The sequence below is a fragment of the Rhizobium sp. R86522 genome (genome assembly GCF_042466255.1).
Lineage (GTDB): Bacteria > Pseudomonadota > Alphaproteobacteria > Rhizobiales > Rhizobiaceae > Allorhizobium.
The window spans coordinates 3,351,954-3,369,758 of record NZ_JAXHBX010000001.1; the positions used below are offsets into that span (position 1 = coordinate 3,351,954).

A 17,805-nucleotide genomic window follows, 5' to 3' on the forward strand; every position below is an offset into this window, starting at 1 on the left:
GATTTCGGCCATCGTGCCTCGAACCACGATTGCCGTGGCCTTAACTTCCGCTTCCTGAAGCTTGAACGCGCTTTCGGAAAGTTGCGGCTATCGTCTGAGCGCTAGCGCCTCCTCCGACAATTAGCAGCACCTGAAGCTCGTCCTGATCTCGGATCAGCGCAATTTTCATTGACTTTTTCTGACCTCCGTTCTTCCAAACGCCAGTTCCCAGTGCAGAAGGCAACTCGGCTGCCGTACGTTTAGGAACAGGTACGGCCGCTGCATACCAGTCGTTGTTGGCAATCACTGTCAGAGCATCTCCCACCCGAGTGATGGTAAGCGAGCAATTGCCACATTCACCGGCGTTAGACTCTACCTGCCGCCAGATCCCTTCAAATTCTCCGGCTTCTGCCAAAGCGAAACCTGCAGCTGCGATGAAAACCGCCAAGCACAATGACTTAAACTTCGAATAAAGGTTCATTTCCCGCCTCCAACAGCCAAACACAATCTATGGTGGAGACGTTGCCCGGGGCTTAATTTTTCAGACTGTATTTTACTGTTCGGAACGGAGTGATCTGCGCGTCTGCTAGTTCTCGCGGACGGCGCCAACTTTACGTTGGTTCACGTAGAGATGCCCGGCATCGGCATGCCGGATATACCCCCGCCCTTGCAAGACGCTACGCAAATCGTATGGCGACCCTTGCGGTCGCGTCCGTCTCAGAACCCAATCTCAGCCGCCGTCGGCGGATTGGCCCCTGCTCGCGACACAGTCACGGCCGCAGCCTTGGCGCCAACCGTCAGCGCCTCGCGCACAGCCTCTTCCGAGAGCTTTGCTACCGTCTCCTTGGTCAGCAATCCCTGACGCTTCAGGGAAGCCAAAATGCCCGCATCAAACGTGTCGCCGGCGCCGACGGTGTCGACGACTTCGACCTTGTTCGAGGGCACCGAGACCTTGAAATTGGCGGTGTAGGCTGTCGCCCCTTCTGCGCCCTTGGTCAGCACGACCAGCTTGGCGCCGCGCGTCAGCCAATAGGCGGCACGTTCGTCCTGGCTGCCCTGGAGATCGAACCAATCGAGGTCTTCGTCGGAGAATTTCAGGATGTCGGACATATCGGCCATGCGGGCGATGCGGGCCTGGTGGGCGGGTTTGTCCTTGATGAAGCCGGGGCGGATGTTCGGGTCGAGCGAGATCACGCGGGTCTTGTGCTCGCGGGTCATCAGCGCCTCATAGGTCGAGCCGCAGGGTTCCGGGATCAGGCTGATCGCACCGAAATGCAGGGCCTCGCAGCTGTCATCGAGGGTGGGCAGATCGGCTTCCGTGATCATCCGGCCTGCCGTGTTCTCGTCATAGAAGGCATAGGATGCCTGGCCGTTGGTGAGCTTGACGAGCGCGATCGTGCAGGGGCGCGAGAGCGTGGCGCAATAGCTGAAATCGACACCCGAGGATTTCAGCGTGTCGCGCAGGATATCGCCCAGCATGTCGTCGGAGAGGCCGGTAAAGAAGCCTGTCTCGATGCCAAGACGGCCAAGCGCAATTGCCGTGTTGAAGATCGCGCCGCCGGCATAGGGCGAAAAGGCGCGTTCGCCGAGCGTGGTTTCGCGTGGCAACATGTCGATCAGCGCTTCGCCGCAACACAGGATCATCTCGACCTCCCAGACATCAGTTTCAATCGATTTAAACCAAGTCGCGTGGGATTTCCAGTGCGACTGCGAGCATCTGCTCAGGCGAGCGACGAAACCCCGCCATTGCGGCCAGACCATTCGAGTGGCGCATCGAGGAAGGCCTCGACTTCCGACAGCGTCTTTTCGTCGAAGAGCTTCTGCTCGCGGGCGACGGCCAAGACGTTCCGCCAGGTGGCGATGTAATGCAGCTTCACCTTGCCGTCGTCGAAGCGCTGCAGGGCTTCCGGGAAGATGCCGTAGAAGAACAGTGCAATGCCGTGATCGACAACGCCACCGGCTGCTCGGATCGCATCGATGAACTTGAACATACTGCCGCCGGCCGTCGTCAGGTCCTCGATCACGAGAACGCGCGACCCTTCCGGCATGTGGCCTTCGATCTGGGCATTGCGGCCATGGCCCTTGGGGGCCTTGCGGACATAGATCATCGGCAGGCCGAGGCGATCTGCGAGCAGGGCTGCAAAGGGAATGCCCGCCGTCTCGCCACCGGCGATGCAGTCGAACTGCTCGAAGCCGGCATTACGCATGAGCGTCGCTGCGGCAAAATCCATGACACTGGAGCGCACGCGCGGATAGGAGAGGAGCTTGCGGCAATCGATATAGACAGGGCTCTTCATGCCCGAGGAAAGCTTGTAGGGCTCGGCCGCATTGAAATGTACCGCCTTGATCTCCCAGAGCATCTTCGCCACGAGTTCAGCCATCACGGCGGGATCGGTGAAGGGGGTCTGGATCATGGGGGGCTCCTGTCTGTCTGGTTTCTTCGGCAATAGCAGCTAGCCGGGCGACCCGCCAGATGGGCGTGGCATGGAACAATCAGCCTCGACAGATCTTTACGGCTCACCATCCACGAAGGACAAATCTCCATGGACAACATGCTCGTCATTCAGCCGCTCATCGCTCTCATCGCCGGCATTCTCATTCTCATCATGCCGCGCCTTTTGAACTATGTGGTCGCGATCTATCTTATCGTGATCGGCGTGCTTGGCCTCTGGCCGCAGCTCGGCTCGCTCGGAACCTGACGCAGGCTGTTTCAGCCCCTCCACGCCTTCAAGAAAATGCCTCGCGTTATCAGCGAGGCATTTTTCGGTTCAGGCGACATCCCAGTGCAGCGGGAATTTCGGATTGAAGACCGTCACCGGCCCGGCGCCCGTGAAGATCTTGCCCGGAAACTCGACCGGCTCTGTGCGCTTCACCAGGGTAATGGTCTCTTCGTTTGCGGGCAGGCCATACCAGGCCGGTCCGTTCAGCGAGGTGAATGCCTCGAGCTTATCAAGCGCATTCTCCTGTTCGAAGACATGGGCAAGGCAGCTCATGGTGTTGATCGAGGTGTAGATGCCGGCGCAGCCGCAGGCGCATTCTTTCGACGGATCGACATGCGGCGCGCTGTCAGTACCGAGGAAGAACCTGGCATCGCCGGAGACGGCCGCCTTGCGCAGCGCCTGCCGATGGTTCTCGCGCTTGGCGACTGGGAGGCAGTAGTAATGCGGCTGGATACCGCCGACGAGAATGTCGTTGCGGTTGATGATCAGATGATGGGTGGTGATCGAGCCGGCGAGGTTGCGATCGGCGCTGCGGATATACTCGATGCCGTCCTCGGTGGTCACGTGCTCCATCGTGACCTTCAGTTCCGGCAGGCGCTTGCGCAGCGGATCGAGAACCGTATCGATAAAGACCTTTTCGCGGTCGAAGATGTCGACTTCGGGCGTCGTCACCTCGCCATGGACGCAGAGCGGCAGCCCGACCTTTGCCATGCGCTCCAGCACGGGCATGGCCTTTTCCATGTCGCGTACGCCGCCATGGGAATTGGTCGTGGCACCGGCCGGGTAGAGCTTCACCGCCGTGATCAGGCCGGAGCGTTTGCCCTCTTCCACGTCATCGGGATTGGTGTGTTCCGTGAGATAGAGCGTCATCAACGGCTCGAAGCGGTCACCTTGCGGCACCGCCTTCAGGATCCGCTCGCGATAGGCACGCGCATCATCGGTCGTCACCACCGGCGGTACGAGGTTCGGCATGATGATCGCACGGGCGAAGTGGCGGCTGGTGTCGCCGATCACGCCTTCCAGCATCGCGCCATCGCGCAGATGCAAATGCCAGTCGTCGGGGCGGCGGATGGAAAGGGATGACATGGGGCGAGCCTCCGGCTTGACGAGAACTCGCCGCCCTTAGCATGTCCATCCCGCCGGATCAAAGGATCAGGCGACCCGTTCGTTCGCTGATACGATCGTCTTTTCCGCTTCCTCCATCTGCTCACGGCGATCCTGCTCCATGATCGCCTGGATCCGCGGAAGCGCCCGCTCGAAGGCGGCCACACAATCCGGATCGAACTGGGTGCCAGCGCGGCCGAGGATATGCTCGACCGTGCGCTCGAAGCTCCAGGCCGGCTTGTAAGGGCGTTCCGTCGTCAGCGCGTCGAAGTTGTCGGCAACGCAGACGATGCGCCCGGAGATCGGGATTGCGGTCCCGACGAGACGGTTCGGGTAGCCCTGTCCGTCCCAGCGCTCATGGTGGCTGGCGGCAATCTCAGAGGCCAGTTGCAGAAGCGAAGAACGGGAGCGCCCGAGAATGTCGCTTCCGATCTCCGCATGAGACTGCATCTGGCGATATTCGGCTTCCGTCAGACGCCCCTGCTTCAGAAGAACCGTGTCGGGCATTGCGACCTTGCCGATGTCGTGCATGGGCGCCGCCAGCCGGATGTCGTGGCAGACATGGCTCGGCAGACCCAGCTCGATCGCGATCGCTTCCGAATAGGCAGCGACACGCAATGTGTGGCGGGCCGTCTCCGGATCCTTGTACTCGGCAGCGAGGGTCAGGCGATGGATTATCTCCTGCTCGCGCTCGCGCAGTTCGCCCACGGCACGTTCGACCTCGCGGCGAAGCCACTCGGCCTGGTCGGCAAGCTGGCGACGCGCACGGGAAAGGCTGACGATATTCTGCACACGCGCCTGAAACTCGACCGGGTTCACCGGCTTGGTCAGGAAATCGATCGCACCGGCATTGAGAGCCGCCATGCGGGTCGTCATGTCCTTGTCGGCGGTGACGAAGATCACCGGGACGTTGGCATATTTCTCGAAACGGACGATCTCCGTATAGAGCTCCACCCCGTTATACACCGGCATCTGGTAATCGATGATGGCAATGTCGAAATCGAGCTCCGGCAGGGCTGACAGCACGGAATCGGGGCTCGCAAAAGGCAAGGCTTCGCAGTGATCGAGCTTACCGACGAGCTTCGTCAGGAGCTTCAGATTGGTGCTGTTGTCGTCCACCAACAAAATACGCATGAACGCCTCCGTGCTTCTCAGGCAACCAGTTTGAATTTCAGAGCGAGAATTTCCTCGCCCAGCATTTCGATATCCGCGGCAACCGGTCTCTGGCTGCGCAGCGCGTGGGCCTTTACGGCCAGATCATTGAGCCCGACATTCGAGGCTGCGCCCTTGATGGTGTGCAGGACACGGTCGATTTTCTCAGGGTCGTTGCGGCGAAGGGCCTCGTTCAGCTCATCGAGCAGACTGGTCGCATCGTCGAAGAAGGATTCCACCAGCTCCTGGAACACCTCTTCGCCCAAGGCATCCACCAGTTCGGCGTGACGCGCTTCGTCCAGCCCCTCGATGCCGAGGGCGGGCATGTGAAGCGGGATCTCGGCAAAATCCAGTTCAGGCAATTCAAGCTTCTGCGGGGCCGTCGTCGTGGCCGCTGCCGGCGCACTTTCGCGTGCGGAAGACGTCGTGTGGGCAATCATTTTCTTCAATCTCTCAAGTGTCACTGGCTTGGATTCAAATCCCTGCATGCCCGCATCAAGGCAACGGCGTCGATCGTCGTCAGAAGCGTTTGCGGTCATGGCGATGATCGGCACATCGGCAGAGGGGCCGCGCTCGGCAATGATGCGCTTCGTTGCCTCGATGCCGTCCATGACAGGCATCTGCATGTCCATGAGGATCAAATCGAAGCGCTGCCCGCGAGAAATTGACACGGCTTCAGCACCGTCATTGGCAATCTCGACATCCTGGCCCAGGCGCGCCAGGAAACGGGTGGCGACAATCTGGTTCACCTTGTTGTCTTCGACCAACAGGATGCGGCATCGCGGCAACGTCTCTTCGGCGACGACCTGCGCGGCGAGACCGTTCGCTTCTTCGCGGGTTACCGGGACAACGCCCAGTTCGAACCAGAAGATCGAGCCGACACCGACCGTGCTGCTCATGCCGAGCTCGCCGCCCAGCTTCTCGACGATCTGCTTGCAGATGGTGAGGCCGAGACCGGTGCCGCCATAGCGACGGCTGATCGAGGCATCGACCTGGGAAAAGGGCTTGAACAGCTTGTCGAGGCCGGCCTCATCGATGCCGATGCCCGTATCTTCCACCTCGAAGCGGATCATCAGCTTGCCTTCGCGGTAGAAGTCGCGCAGGCGCAGCGTCACCGTGCCGTGATGGGTGAACTTGACGGCATTCGACAGGAGGTTGAGGAGAACCTGGCGCAGACGCGTCGGGTCGGTCTTGACGTAGAGCGCCTGCAGGGAATCCGGCAGGTCGAGGATCACCGTGTTCTCGTGATCGTCGGCGCGGCCGCGGATGATGCTGACCGTGCTTTCAGCGAGCGCACAAACGTCGAAGGCACGCTCCTCCAGCTCGAGCTTGCCGTGCTCGATCTTGGAGAAGTCGAGGATCTCGTTGATGATCTCGAGCAGGGCCTCGCCAGACGAGCGGATGGTTTTGACGCTCTGGATCGTGTCGTCAGGCAGTTCCGAAAGCTCGAGCAGTTCCGACATGCCGAGGATCGCATTCAGCGGCGTACGGATCTCGTGGCCCATGGTGGCCATGAATTGCGACTTCGCGCGGTTGCCGGCGTCAGCCGCTTCATAGGCCTCACTCAATTGAGTTGCCATGACCTGCAATTCATGGCTCGACTGCCGGACCGAGCGAAGCTGTCGATTGAGCGTAATGACGAGGAAGACCACCGACACCATCAGCAGGCTCAGCATGACGGTGGAGGTTCGCTCCAGGCTGAGGATCGTTGACCGGCTATCGGCGCGCTCGTGGCTGACACGGGTATTGGTATAAAGCAGGAAATCCTCTGCCACGCGGCCCATGGAAACCAGTGCAGTGTCAAGTTCCTGCAGCTGCCCGGAGGTCGGAGTTATCCCGTCCGCATAGTCATCAAAGATCGGCTGGACCTTGCGGACACCTTCCGTCACGGCGGCGATGTAGCCGCGAATAAGCTCGTCGCCGGAGAAGTAGGTCCCGAACTTCGCTTGATCGAGGATCGAGACGCGGGAATAGAGGATGTCGTAGCGCAGGGACAGATCGTCGAGCAGTTGCGGATCCTGTGGATCGGCTTTCGCGCTGCTCAGGCTATGACTGAACTGTCGTACTTCGCGGTCCAGTTGATAGACCGACCAGAGCGAATTTTCGCGGACGCCATCCTCCATGATCCGGTATTGGCGCGCGATATCGACAAAGAGAACCAGAAGCACGATCAAAAGCACCGCAGACACGGTCTGCAGAACGAAGGCAACAGTGCCTCCGCCTGCAAATTTCCGGGCTTTGGCGCCTGTCAATGTCACTGGCCGACCTCGATTTCCTTGATCTGCCAGACAGACCGCGAGAAGTACTTCTCGTTGAACAGGTCTGCATTCAGATCGAATGGATAGACCAGCATGAGCGGGCCCTTGTCGCGTATCGACATCGGCTTGCCATCAATCTTGGTGGCGAGGATCGTGTCGAGCTTGGCATCTTCGGCTGGCACATCGGCGGCGTAGTCGTTCAGGGCGCGGACCTTCAAATTCGTGCCGGTCGCACCGACTGCAGCGAGGATTTCGCGCAGGAGCGGGCCTTCGAAGGTCACCCTGCCAGTCGTCCAGGGCGTTTCCATCTCGCCCTTGCGGCCTTTCAGCTTCTCCAGCATCGCCATGTCGAACTGAGCGGCGTCACCGGCATTGGTATTGGAGATCTTGCCTGTCACGGTCAGCACGACCGGTCCGCTCGGCGCTTCCAGCGCCAGGGCGGCCGTTGCAGAGAGACCGATTGCAAGTATCGCAGCGATAATGCTCTTCATGGTGCAGCTCCTTCAGATTAGGCCGAACGCAGTTCCGGATGCACGGCGCCCGCGCCGATGTGATCCGAAAGCAGCTTGCGGAAGGCGACCGCTTCAACCGGCTTGTGCAGGAAGTCCGTTATACCGGCGGCCTTTGCTTCCTCGCGAAGACGCGGCTCGTCGTCCGCCGTCACCATCACCACAGGAACATCACGGTAACGGTCCATCAGGCGCACGGCCTTGACGAACTGAAGCCCGGACATGCCCGGCAGCTTGTGGTCAACAATCAACATTTCGAAGTTCTCGGCATGACACAGCATCAGAGCCGTGTTGCCATCGCCGGCAACCTTGATCTCTTCAACGGTGACCTTCTTTGCGAGATGCTTGATGATCATCGCATTGGTCGGATTGTCTTCGACAATTAGTATGGCCATTTCCAAACCCCCATGAACACGCCCAGCCCAGGCTCCGTCAGCCTTCCAGGCCGGACGGGAACTGCGTTAACCTTTCATGGAGGAGTTGTATCAGGGGGAGGCTGAAATTCGCTGAACCAAACCGGTACAATTTTACCGATGGCACATTTAATTAGAACTTAAGAATTTTCGTAGGCTCGACTACACCTTGAGACGGGCGTGTTCACAGCGTATTGAAGGTGAAATCGGCCGGCGCGCTGCGCTCGATGACGAGCCTACCATTGGGCAAATCATTGCCTTCCACTTTCGCTTCGATCTGTGCCGGTGTGAGACCATAATGGGTCCAGCGTGCTACGAGCCTGCGCTCCAGTTCACTGATCGGCGGCGCAACCATGACGGTAAGGTCGAAGAGATCCGCCAGGCTCGCCCAGCGCCCCTGCTGCAGCAGGAGATAATTGCCCTCGGCAATGACGATGCGATCGTCCGCGACAATGCATCGCGCGGCGGCGATGGCGAGTTCGCGGTCACGATCGAAGACGGGCGTGAAGACTTCACCGCCGGCCTTGACGGCTCTCAGGATGTCGCCCAGGCCCCTGATGTCGAAAGTATGCGGAGCGCCCTTGCGGGCGATGTCACCGCGCTCTTCAAGGATCGCATTGTCGAGGTGGAAGCCATCCATCGGTAGAACCGCGCTACGGTGGCCCCTCTCCGTCAGAGTTTGATGCAATCGATCCGCCAAAGTTGACTTACCCGCGCCTGGTGGTCCGGCCACACCTACGAGCAGGCGGACGCCATCCTGCGCCCGCCGCTCGATCTCGGTGATCAGATCATCCAGCACCGGCGTCATGCGGCGCGCTCGACCTCTGGGGCCGGACGGGCGCCCGTCATGAAGGCGACGGCATCCGACATGGTGTAGTCCTTCGGATTGATGACGCAGAGACGCTTTCCGAGACGGTGAACGTGGATGCGATCGGCAACCTCGAAGACATGCGGCATGTTGTGACTGATCAGCACGATCGGCAGGCCGCGCGAGCGGACGTCGAGGATCAGTTCGAGTACCTTGCGGCTCTCCTTGACCCCGAGTGCGGCCGTCGGCTCGTCAAGGATGATGACCTTGGAGCCGAATGCCGCCGCACGCGCGACTGCCACACCCTGGCGCTGGCCGCCCGAGAGCGTCTCCACCGCCTGATTGATGTTCTGGATCGTCATCAGGCCGAGTTCGGAGAGCTTGTCGCGGGCGATCTTCTCCATCGCCGGCCGGTCCAGCTTACGGAATACGCTACCCATGATGCCCGGTTTGCGCAGTTCGCGGCCGAGGAACATGTTGTCGGCAATCGAGAGCGCCGGCGACAGAGCGAGGTTCTGGTACACGGTCTCGATGCCGGCATTGCGCGCATCGATCGGCGAGCGGAAATTGATCTGCTTGCCTTCGAGCCTGATCTCGCCCTCATCAGGCGAAACGGCACCGGAGATCGCCTTGATCAGCGAAGACTTGCCGGCCCCGTTGTCACCGATGACGGCGAGGATTTCGCCGGGATAGAGATCGAAGTCTGCCTGATCGAGGGCAGTGACGCGGCCGTAACGCTTGACCAGGCCGCGGGCTGTGAGAATGGGTTCCTGGGTCATCAGCCTGCTACCTTTCTGATCCACTGGTCGATTGCCACGGCGGCGATGATGAGAACGCCGATCAAGAGATAGGTCCATTGCGGGTCCGTGCCGATCAGGCGCAGGCCGAGCTGGAAGACACCGACGATCAGTGCGCCGAAGATCATGCCGAGGATCGAGCCACGCCCGCCAAAGAGCGAGATGCCGCCGATCACCACGGCCGTGATGGATTCGATATTGGCAAACTGTCCGGCGGTCGGGGAAACCGAGCCGATTCGGCCGATCAGGGCCCAGCCGGCGAGTGCACAGATGAGGCCGGACAGCGTGTAGACGGAGATCAGCATGCGCTTGACGTTGACGCCTGCGAGTTCCGCCGCATCCGGATCGTCGCCGACCGCATAGACGTGGCGGCCCCAGGCGGTGTGGTTCAGCACATACCAGAGGAGTGCAACGAGGAGCACCATGGCGATAACGCCATAGGTCAGCACCGCGCCGCCCATGCGGATGTTCTCGCCGAAGAACTTGAGGATCGGCGCGTTCGCATCGATGTCCTGGCTGCGGATCGTCTCGTTGGCGGAATAAAGGAAGTTGGTGGCAAGCACGATCTGCCACATGCCGAGCGTCACAATGAAGGGCGGCAGTTTCATGCGCGCCACGAGCACCCCATTGATGAAGCCGCAAAAGGCGCCGACACCGAGACCGCAGATCACGGCAAGCTCGGGAGGAAGGCCGTAGCGGAAGGCAAACTGGCCCATGACCACCGACGACAGAACCATGATGGCGCCGACCGAGAGATCGATGCCCTTCGTCAGGATTACCAGCGTCTGCGCTGCTCCAACGATCCCGACAATCGCGACCTGCTGCAGAATGAGCGTCATCGTGAAGGCGGAGAAGAACTTGCCGCCGAGAATAAGGCCGAAGACGGCGATCGACAGAACAAGCACGATCAGCGCAACGGCTGCCGGGCTTGAATGCAAGAAATGCTGGAAGCGCTCGAGGGCACTCTTTTCATGACGGTCGAACGAGGCGACTTCGGTCGAACTCGACGACAGGACCTTTTCAAATTCTTGCGTGGTCCGCGTCTCGGGATTGGCCGGCTGCATGGGTCATCCTCCCTGCCGTTGGTCTCAGTATTTTACATGAAGGATACGCCCGACCTGCCGCCGCGCAAAGGCCGGGCGTTGCGCCTAGCGGCAGGAGACGAGCTCCCGCCGACGTTTCAGTTCAGGCGCAGGAGTTTCGATCAGCCCCAGCACTTCTCGGTGCCGACCTTGGTGTCGATCGACTCGACGCCGGCTGCCGGCTTGTCGGTGACGAGGGCGACGCCCGTGTCGAAGAAGCTCTTGCCTTCGGAGGCCGCCGGCTTTTCACCGGTGTCTGCGAACTTCTTGATCGCTTCGATGCCGAGCGATGCCATCAGCAGCGGATACTGCTGCGAGGTGGCACCGATGACGCCTTCGGCGACGTTCTTGACGCCCGGGCAACCGCCGTCGACCGACACGATCAGCACGTCACCTTCCTTGCCAACGGCCTTCAGCGCTTCATAGGCGCCGGCGGCTGCCGGTTCGTTGATGGTGTGAACGACATTGATGGACGGATCCTTCTGGAGAAGGTTTTCCATGGCGGTGCGGCCGCCTTCTTCATTGCCGTTGGTGATGTCATGGCCAACGATGCGCGGATCGGTTTCGTCGCCGATCTTGTTGATGTCGACCACGTCAATGCCGAAGCCCTTCATGAAGCCCTGGTTACGCAGGACGTCGACCGACGGCTGCGAGGGGGTCAGGTTGAGGAAGGCGATCTTGGCGTCCTTGGCGGCGTCGCCGAGGGTTGCTGCTGCCCACTTGCCGATGAGTTCGCCGGCGAGAAGGTTGTCGGTCGCGAAGGTCATGTCGGCAGAATTGATCGGCTCCAGCGGCGTGTCGAGGGCGATGACGAGGAGACCTGCGTCACGGGCCTTCTGAACAGCCGGAACAATGCCCTTGGTGTCGGATGCGGTGAGCAGAATGCCCTTTGCGCCGTCGGCGATGCAGGTTTCGATGGCGGCAACCTGGCTTTCGCTATCGCCGTCGACCTTGCCGGCATAGGACTTGAGCGTCACGCCAAGCTCGGCGGCCTTGGCGGTCGCGCCTTCCTTCATCTTGACGAAGAAGGGGTTGGTGTCGGTCTTGGTGATGAGGCAGGCAGAAACGTCGGCTGCCTGTGCCGGGGCGGCGAAAACAACGCCGAGGGCAAGGGTCGACAGGGCAGCAGTGATCAGAGACTTTTTCATTTGGTAATCCTCCCGAATGGTGTCGGCCAGCTCCTCCGGCCGCAGCGTGTCGGCACGGATCACCTTCCGGCGATCCGATCGGCTGCCATCAGGCATCCACTCCTCCACGGGCCCATTTAGAACATGAGGACATTTCAGCTGTCAATAAATAAATCCAGTTGAATTATTAAATCGGTGTGACATTCTGCGAGCGCTTTCGTAAGAGGAAGCGGTCGGGAGGAGCGGCCTTCAGTGTCACAGGATGATCATGCACGACTGGCGGATCCGGCGCCCAGGGTGAGCGCCGGCGGCGGCTCGAACCAGGTGCGCGTGCGCGCCTATAACGAGCGGCTGGTGCTATCGCTCGTGCGGCAGAATCCTGGCTGTTCGAAGGCCGATATCGCTCGCCTTACCGGCCTTTCCGCCCAGACCGTCTCGGTTATCATGCGCTCGCTCGAAAGCGACGAACTCTTGATGCGCGGCGAACCGATCCGCGGCCGTGTCGGCCAGCCCTCCGTCCCGATGTTCATAAACCCGGAAGCGGTCTTTTCCTTCGGCGTGAAAATTGGCCGCCGAAGCGCCGACCTCGTGCTGATGGATTTCGCCGGCACGATTCGGGAGCAACGCCACCGCACCTATCGCTACCCCCATCCCGATCATCTCCTGCCCTTCATCTGTGACGGCATCGCCGCCATGGAAGCTGAAATGGACGAACACACGCGGGCACGCATTGCCGGAATCGGCATTGCCGCGCCCTTCGAACTCTGGAACTGGGCCGAGGAAGTCGGCGCACCGGAAGGGGCGATGGATATCTGGCGCAAGGTCGACCTGCAGGTCGAGGTCCAGAGCCGCATGGCGCATCCCGTCTATCTGCGCAACGACGCGACCAGCGCCTGCGGAGCAGAACTGGTGTTTGGCGCAGGCCAACGCTACCCGGATTTCGTCTACTTCTACATCGGCTCGTTCATCGGCGGCGGCATCGTCGTCAATTCGTCCCTCTTCGTCGGCCGAACCGGGACCGCAGGAGCGATCGGCCCCCTGCCCGTCCGCGACAAACACGGCCAGACGCGCCAGCTTCTCGACATCGCCTCGATCTTCGTTCTCGAGAACCTGCTGCGAGAGCGCGGGCTCGATCCCCAGCCGCTCTGGTATGCAGCGGAAGAATGGATCGACTTCGGCGAGCCGCTGGAAATCTGGATCCAGGATACGGCAGCAGCGCTGGCCCAGGCCGTGATCGCGGCCGCATCGATCATCGACTTTGCTGCCGCGATCATCGACGGCGGCTTCCCGGCCTGGGTTCGCCATCGCCTGGTCAAGGCCACCATCGAGGCGATGAACCGCCTCGACCTGCAGGGCGTCGTCATTCCCGACATCGTCGAGGGCGAGGTCGGCGATCAGGCCCGCGCCATCGGCGGCGCCAGCCTGCCGATCTTCGACCGCTATCTCATCGATCAAACCGTGTTGTTCAAGGATACCACCCATGCTGAAGGGCATTGACCCCCTCCTAAGCCCCGAACTTCTCGCCACCCTCCGCGCCATGGGCCATGGCGACGAGATCGCCATCGTTGACGGCAACTACCCTGCGCTCGAACATGCGCGGCGCCTGGTACGCCTCGACGGGCATCACCTCGTGCCCGTGCTGAACGCGATCCTCAGCGTGATGCCGATCGACGATTTCGTGCCGGAGGCGATCTTTCGGTCTGTCGTCGGCGGGAGGCCGGACCAGGTCGATCCGGTGCACCAGGAGATCATCGACTGCTGCGCAAAGCATGAGCCGAAAGTACCCGTGACGAAGCTGATCGGTGCGGATTTCTACAACCGGGTCAAGGCCGCCCATACCGTCGTGCAGACGGGTGAGCCGCGCCTCTACGCCAATGTGATCCTGCGCAAGGGCGTGATCTACCCCTGATCCAGCGGCTGCGCTCAGCCCTCGAGGGCGCGCGAGATCCTTCGGGACAGTTCCACGGGGTTCTTCAGAACGATGGCGCGGCTGGTGCGCTCCACCAGCTGTTCGCGCGCCAGCCTCGACATCTCGCGCGACACCGTCTCTCGGCTAGCGCCGATATGTTCTGCCAGTTCCGCATGCACCAGCGGCGGCGAAATGATGCGTTCGCGACCACCGTCGTTGCGCACGCGCGAAAGCCTGAGCAGTGTGTTGTAGAGGCGATGCTTGGTGTCGAGGAACGAGAGTTCCGACAGGCGATCGTTCATCGCCCTGATACGCTTCGAAAGAAGCTGCAGCAGCGCCAGCGCGACATCAGACCTCTGCCGCAGAATGTCGAGAAAGACGATGCAGGGGATCACGGTCACCGTTGCGTCGCTAACGGCCATGAGGCTTGCGGAACGGGCCATGTCATCGATGGCGGACTGCTCGCCGAGGATGTCGCCGCGCTTGAAGCTGCCGAGAATGGCCTCCTTACCGACGGAGAAACGCAGCACGGCGCGGATCTCTCCCGTCTGGACGATGAAGACATCCTTGGACATATCCTCGAAGTCGACCAGACTTTCGCCGGCACTCAGCGTACGAGAATGGCAGCGCAAAAGCCATTCGCGGTCCTCTTCCGGCGTGAGACCAGCAAAAATCGCACATCCGCGCAGTGTCGGAAGCGTTGTTGCCGGAAGCGGCAGGGCGGAGCCTGTCGTAGCGTTTGCTTTCATTTACGGATTACTTGTCGCGTTCATGACGATGGAGCTTACTTATTCGCCGGTATCGATGCTTAGCAAGATGTCGAAAACCAAGACCCTTACAATTCGGCTACCGCAGAGCATCGAATTTCATTCAATTTCAAACAATGCAGAAACCGGTGCGCAAGAGTCAACCGATGGAACCCGATGACGGCCCCCAGACGTCGGTGAGGGCAAAGCCCCGCTCGAAGGGATCGAAGGGATCGAGCGCGACCTGATGCAGGCCGAAGGTGAAGCCTCGGCCGCTGATGGTCGGGATGACGGCCGGACGACCGGCCACCTCCGACAGGTCGGAAAGGCCCACCTCGAATTCAGAACCGATGATCGAGCGGGACAGCATCGTGTCGCCGACCGCGACCTTGCCTCGGGCGTGCAGCGTCGCGAGATTGGCAGAGTTTCCGGTGCCACAGGGCGAGCGATCGACGCGACCCGGCCACATCGTGGTGCAGGTGCGGATTGCACCGTCAGGATCGACATCGCGGAACATCACATAGGCAACGCCGGAAATGGCCGGGATCTCGGGATGGACAACGGGGATCTTGCGATTGATCTCTTCCTTCAGGATCATGCCGGCCTCGACAAGCGCCCGGGCATTGCCCTTTTCGATCGTGAGCCCGACCTGACCGACATCGACGAGCGCATAGAAGATGCCGCCATAGCTCAGATCGAAGGTGATGCGGCCCCATTGCTCGGTGTCGAGCGTCACATCCAGCTCGTGCACGAAGGACGGCACCATGGTGAGCTTGACGCGCTCGCAGCGCCCGTCACGGCAGGTGGCGGTCGCCTTGACGAGTCCGGCTGCCGTTTCCAGCATGACGACCGTCTCGGGCTCCTGCATCTCGACCATGCCGCTTTCCAAAAGCGCCGTCGTCACGCAGATCGAGTTGGAGCCGGAGCTCGCATGGGCCTGGTCGGGCTGGAGAATGACGAAGGCGGCATCGGCGGAGGGGTTCTTCGGCGGCAGCAGCAGGTTCACGGAGCCGATAGGTGCGCCGCGCGGCTCGAGCACCAACATTCGCCTCAGCGCCTCGCCCTTGGGATCCGTGTTCAGCCAAAGCAACTGCTCGGCGACGGTCTCACCCGGGATCTTCGGCACGCCACCGATGGCGACTTTGCCGATTTCACCCTCGGCGTGAACGTCGAGCAATTGAAGAGTGCGCTTCCATCTCATGTCATTACCCCATGCCGGTCGACCAGCCCGTCGCGAAAGCGGGCCACTGCCCTTCAAGAGCACAAGCTTATGCGACATCTCAAGGGGATACATCACAGGTGGCGACCTGCAACGTTGCCGGGGCCGTGTTAAATCAGGGGAACGAGATATCCAAGTGCTTTTATTGCGTGTTCATGAAAACGGCTTTGGCGATCACCCGCGAGTAAGACCGCACGGAGAGTCACGGCAATGAGCTTGCCCTTGGTCAGCTGACGCCGACAATCATGCCATGATGAAAGCGAGAGGAAATGGCGCACCCGAAGAGATTCGAACTCCTGACCCCCAGATTCGTAGTCTGGTGCTCTATCCAGCTGAGCTACGGGTGCTTGCCAAGGCCGACTGTGCGTCGGCGTGTGGCGATCCTCTAAAGCGGGACGATCAGGATTGCAAGCGCCCTTTTCGAAAAAAGAGTCATTTTCCTGTCACGTGCCTCGCCGGACGGTCTCAGGCGCGGGCGCGCCAGTCGTCGAGAGCCACTGGCCTGTCGGGGATTTCGACACGGAACATGGTGCCGGGACCCGGCTTTTCCACAAGGGCGATTGTTCCACCATGGGCGATCACCAGCTCGCGGGCAATCGCCAGGCCAAGGCCCGTGCCGCCGGAACGCGCCGAACCACGGAAGGCAGTGAAGAGGTTCTCCCGCGCCTTGCGCGGCATACCGGGGCCAGTGTCGTCGATGACAATGGCTACGACCGATCCGGTTCGCTGGGCGGATACGGTGATGCGCCGAACATGCTCGGGATCGTCGGGCGTGAACGTGGCCAGCGCCTGGATGGCGTTGCGGCAGATGTTGTGAATGACTCGGAAGAGTTGCTCGCTATCGGCATCGACCTCGATGTCGACGCCGACGTTGTCGATGAATTCGATACCCGCCTCGTGGCTCAGATGCAGGAGATCCCGAACCTCCTGACAGACTTCAGACAAAAGGAAGCGGCGACGGCGCGGCTCGGCTTCCGAAGTCTGACCATAGGAGAGAACCTCGCTGGTATAGCCGACGGCGCGATCGATGGTGCGCAAGAGCTTGGGGGCGAAGCTTTTCACCAGGGGATCGTCGACATCGACCAGACGGTCGGACATCAGCTGGGCCGAGGCCAGGATGTTGCGCATGTCGTGATTGATCTTGGAGACGGCGAGACCGAGGTCGGCGAGCGTCTTCTGCTGCCGCAGCGTCTTCTGCAATTGGTCCTGCATCCGTGAAAGATGACGCCCAGCAACCGCGATCTCGTCATTTCCGACGGTCGGCGGCAACACGCGCGTGGGATCTTCGGGATTTTCCGCGAACACCTGCATGCTTCGGGCCAGACGTCGCACCGGCATGATCATCACGCGATTGATCGCCAGGAACATCAGGACGGCAGCGATAACGGAAATAATCAGGGAGATGAAGAGGATGTTGCGGGCATAGCCGAGCATGGCCTTGCGCAGCGGCGCTTCGTCCATGACGATCTCGACGGTCACGTCACTGCCTTCCGCGATGGGCCCGTAGACGCGCAACAGGCGGTCGCCGCCGAAGATCAGCGTGTAGAAGGCGTCGCGAATCGATCCGAGCTCCGAGTAATCCGAGAGGTCGAAGGCGGCATCCACTTCGCTCGGCATCTCGGTCACCGCAAGCAGGCGCGAGGTGCCGTCCTTGCGAAGCACGATGGCCTTCGTTCCCGTGGTTGTCAGCGTATCTTCCTGAACACCACGGGGCAGCTCCAGCGGCTGGAGCCCATCGATCACCACTCCAGCGGCAGCCGCTGTGTTCAGCCGATCCTGCAGCCAGCGCTGGCGCATCGTGGCAACGGACGGTGCAAAGATCAGGATCTCAGCCAGCATTACGAAGGCGATTGTCAGCCACAGGAGCTTGCCGGATAGTCCCCTGATGCGGGACGGCATGGCATACCCCCCGGAGAGGTCGGCCTGCAGATGATTGTCCTGCCGGTCGAGCATCGGCCCTCATTCCTTATCGTTCCGGCCTG

General features: G+C 60.9%; 18 protein-coding genes and 1 tRNA gene. 3 read left to right on the forward strand and 16 right to left on the reverse strand.

The window, feature by feature from the left end:
• Positions 1 to 40 precede the first annotated feature (40 nt).
• The 3 genes from SJY08_RS16190 to SJY08_RS16200 form a co-directional block, all read right to left on the reverse strand.
• Complete coding sequence (locus SJY08_RS16190) at positions 41 to 460, reverse strand: hypothetical protein (RefSeq protein WP_377276895.1); 420 nt, start codon at positions 458 to 460, stop codon at positions 41 to 43.
• Between the two features lie 236 nt (positions 461 to 696).
• Entirely contained in the window at positions 697 to 1,623 is a 927-nt protein-coding gene (locus SJY08_RS16195) for a carbohydrate kinase (RefSeq protein ID WP_300889899.1), read from the reverse strand.
• A gap of 77 nt (positions 1,624 to 1,700) precedes the next feature.
• On the reverse strand, positions 1,701 to 2,393 hold the full coding sequence (locus tag SJY08_RS16200) for an orotate phosphoribosyltransferase (RefSeq protein ID WP_300889898.1): 693 nt from the start codon (positions 2,391 to 2,393) through the stop codon (positions 1,701 to 1,703).
• A gap of 129 nt (positions 2,394 to 2,522) precedes the next feature.
• On the opposite strand from SJY08_RS16200, the gene SJY08_RS16205 reads away from it, so the two are divergent.
• Complete coding sequence (locus SJY08_RS16205; protein WP_069042418.1) at positions 2,523 to 2,678, forward strand: DUF3096 domain-containing protein; 156 nt, start codon at positions 2,523 to 2,525, stop codon at positions 2,676 to 2,678.
• A 69-nt stretch (positions 2,679 to 2,747) separates the two neighbouring features.
• Here SJY08_RS16205 and pyrC read toward each other — a convergent pair whose 3' ends face one another.
• From pyrC to SJY08_RS16250, 9 genes are all read right to left on the reverse strand, one after another.
• Complete coding sequence (gene pyrC, locus SJY08_RS16210) at positions 2,748 to 3,785, reverse strand: dihydroorotase (protein WP_377276898.1); 1,038 nt, start codon at positions 3,783 to 3,785, stop codon at positions 2,748 to 2,750.
• A gap of 66 nt (positions 3,786 to 3,851) precedes the next feature.
• Positions 3,852 to 4,937 carry an HD domain-containing phosphohydrolase gene (locus SJY08_RS16215; RefSeq protein WP_054149095.1) on the reverse strand — a complete coding sequence of 362 codons (1,086 nt, stop codon included), beginning with the start codon at positions 4,935 to 4,937 and terminating at the stop codon, positions 3,852 to 3,854.
• 17 nt (positions 4,938 to 4,954) lie between these two features.
• On the reverse strand, positions 4,955 to 7,213 hold the full coding sequence (locus tag SJY08_RS16220) for an ATP-binding protein (protein ID WP_377276900.1): 2,259 nt from the start codon (positions 7,211 to 7,213) through the stop codon (positions 4,955 to 4,957).
• Positions 7,210 to 7,704 (reverse strand): molybdopterin-dependent oxidoreductase, encoded by a 495-nt coding sequence (locus tag SJY08_RS16225; protein WP_069042420.1) that lies wholly within the window; start codon positions 7,702 to 7,704, stop codon positions 7,210 to 7,212. The genes SJY08_RS16220 and SJY08_RS16225 overlap by 4 nt, the downstream gene beginning before the upstream one ends.
• A gap of 17 nt (positions 7,705 to 7,721) precedes the next feature.
• The gene (locus SJY08_RS16230) at positions 7,722 to 8,117 is read right to left on the reverse strand and encodes a response regulator (RefSeq protein WP_300889896.1); all 396 of its coding nucleotides are present in this window, start codon (positions 8,115 to 8,117) and stop codon (positions 7,722 to 7,724) included.
• Positions 8,118 to 8,319: 202 nt separating this feature from the next.
• A complete protein-coding gene (locus tag SJY08_RS16235; RefSeq protein ID WP_377276903.1) occupies positions 8,320 to 8,943 on the reverse strand; it encodes a nucleoside triphosphate hydrolase in 624 nt (207 codons plus the stop codon).
• Entirely contained in the window at positions 8,940 to 9,722 is a 783-nt protein-coding gene (locus SJY08_RS16240; RefSeq protein WP_054149099.1) for an ATP-binding cassette domain-containing protein, read from the reverse strand. Before SJY08_RS16240 ends, SJY08_RS16235 begins: the two co-directional genes overlap by 4 nt.
• A complete protein-coding gene (locus SJY08_RS16245; protein ID WP_054149100.1) occupies positions 9,722 to 10,804 on the reverse strand; it encodes an ABC transporter permease in 1,083 nt (360 codons plus the stop codon). Before SJY08_RS16245 ends, SJY08_RS16240 begins: the two co-directional genes overlap by 1 nt.
• Before the next feature lie 140 nt (positions 10,805 to 10,944).
• A complete protein-coding gene (locus tag SJY08_RS16250) occupies positions 10,945 to 11,970 on the reverse strand; it encodes a sugar ABC transporter substrate-binding protein (RefSeq protein WP_377276906.1) in 1,026 nt (341 codons plus the stop codon).
• Positions 11,971 to 12,201: 231 nt separating this feature from the next.
• On the opposite strand from SJY08_RS16250, the gene SJY08_RS16255 reads away from it, so the two are divergent.
• Together SJY08_RS16255 and SJY08_RS16260 are read left to right on the forward strand one after the other, a co-directional pair.
• Positions 12,202 to 13,446, forward strand: coding sequence for an ROK family transcriptional regulator (locus SJY08_RS16255; protein ID WP_054149101.1), 1,245 nt, complete (start codon positions 12,202 to 12,204; stop codon positions 13,444 to 13,446).
• Complete coding sequence (locus SJY08_RS16260) at positions 13,430 to 13,858, forward strand: RbsD/FucU family protein (protein WP_054149170.1); 429 nt, start codon at positions 13,430 to 13,432, stop codon at positions 13,856 to 13,858. Before SJY08_RS16255 ends, SJY08_RS16260 begins: the two co-directional genes overlap by 17 nt.
• A 14-nt stretch (positions 13,859 to 13,872) precedes the next feature.
• Here SJY08_RS16260 and SJY08_RS16265 read toward each other — a convergent pair whose 3' ends face one another.
• The 4 genes from SJY08_RS16265 to SJY08_RS16280 form a co-directional block, all read right to left on the reverse strand.
• Positions 13,873 to 14,607 (reverse strand): Crp/Fnr family transcriptional regulator, encoded by a 735-nt coding sequence (locus SJY08_RS16265; protein ID WP_006727990.1) that lies wholly within the window; start codon positions 14,605 to 14,607, stop codon positions 13,873 to 13,875.
• A gap of 157 nt (positions 14,608 to 14,764) precedes the next feature.
• A complete protein-coding gene (locus SJY08_RS16270; protein ID WP_300889894.1) occupies positions 14,765 to 15,805 on the reverse strand; it encodes a 4-hydroxyproline epimerase in 1,041 nt (346 codons plus the stop codon).
• Positions 15,806 to 16,093: 288 nt separating this feature from the next.
• A tRNA-Arg gene (locus SJY08_RS16275) sits at positions 16,094 to 16,170 on the reverse strand.
• Positions 16,171 to 16,288: 118 nt separating this feature from the next.
• Positions 16,289 to 17,776, reverse strand: coding sequence for a HAMP domain-containing sensor histidine kinase (locus tag SJY08_RS16280; RefSeq protein ID WP_069042424.1), 1,488 nt, complete (start codon positions 17,774 to 17,776; stop codon positions 16,289 to 16,291).
• Positions 17,777 to 17,805 lie beyond the last annotated feature (29 nt).

Excerpts from the sequence above, each read along its gene's own strand:
- SJY08_RS16260 (WP_054149170.1), top strand. The coding sequence starts at position 13,430 with ATGCTGAAGGGCATTGACCCCCTCCTAAGCCCCGAACTTCTCGCCACC.
- SJY08_RS16205 (WP_069042418.1), top strand. The coding sequence starts at position 2,523 with ATGGACAACATGCTCGTCATTCAGCCGCTCATCGCTCTCATCGCCGGC.
- SJY08_RS16240 (WP_054149099.1), bottom strand. The coding sequence starts at position 9,722 with ATGACCCAGGAACCCATTCTCACAGCCCGCGGCCTGGTCAAGCGTTAC.
- SJY08_RS16265 (WP_006727990.1), bottom strand. The coding sequence starts at position 14,607 with ATGAAAGCAAACGCTACGACAGGCTCCGCCCTGCCGCTTCCGGCAACA.
- SJY08_RS16200 (WP_300889898.1), bottom strand. The coding sequence starts at position 2,393 with ATGATCCAGACCCCCTTCACCGATCCCGCCGTGATGGCTGAACTCGTG.
- SJY08_RS16250 (WP_377276906.1), bottom strand. The coding sequence starts at position 11,970 with ATGAAAAAGTCTCTGATCACTGCTGCCCTGTCGACCCTTGCCCTCGGC.
- SJY08_RS16215 (WP_054149095.1), bottom strand. The coding sequence starts at position 4,937 with ATGCGTATTTTGTTGGTGGACGACAACAGCACCAATCTGAAGCTCCTG.
- SJY08_RS16235 (WP_377276903.1), bottom strand. The coding sequence starts at position 8,943 with ATGACGCCGGTGCTGGATGATCTGATCACCGAGATCGAGCGGCGGGCG.
- SJY08_RS16230 (WP_300889896.1), bottom strand. The coding sequence starts at position 8,117 with ATGGCCATACTAATTGTCGAAGACAATCCGACCAATGCGATGATCATC.
- SJY08_RS16195 (WP_300889899.1), bottom strand. The coding sequence starts at position 1,623 with ATGATCCTGTGTTGCGGCGAAGCGCTGATCGACATGTTGCCACGCGAA.
- pyrC (WP_377276898.1), bottom strand. The coding sequence starts at position 3,785 with ATGTCATCCCTTTCCATCCGCCGCCCCGACGACTGGCATTTGCATCTG.
- SJY08_RS16245 (WP_054149100.1), bottom strand. The coding sequence starts at position 10,804 with ATGCAGCCGGCCAATCCCGAGACGCGGACCACGCAAGAATTTGAAAAG.
- SJY08_RS16190 (WP_377276895.1), bottom strand. The coding sequence starts at position 460 with ATGAACCTTTATTCGAAGTTTAAGTCATTGTGCTTGGCGGTTTTCATC.
- SJY08_RS16270 (WP_300889894.1), bottom strand. The coding sequence starts at position 15,805 with ATGAGATGGAAGCGCACTCTTCAATTGCTCGACGTTCACGCCGAGGGT.
- SJY08_RS16280 (WP_069042424.1), bottom strand. The coding sequence starts at position 17,776 with ATGCTCGACCGGCAGGACAATCATCTGCAGGCCGACCTCTCCGGGGGG.
- SJY08_RS16225 (WP_069042420.1), bottom strand. The coding sequence starts at position 7,704 with ATGAAGAGCATTATCGCTGCGATACTTGCAATCGGTCTCTCTGCAACG.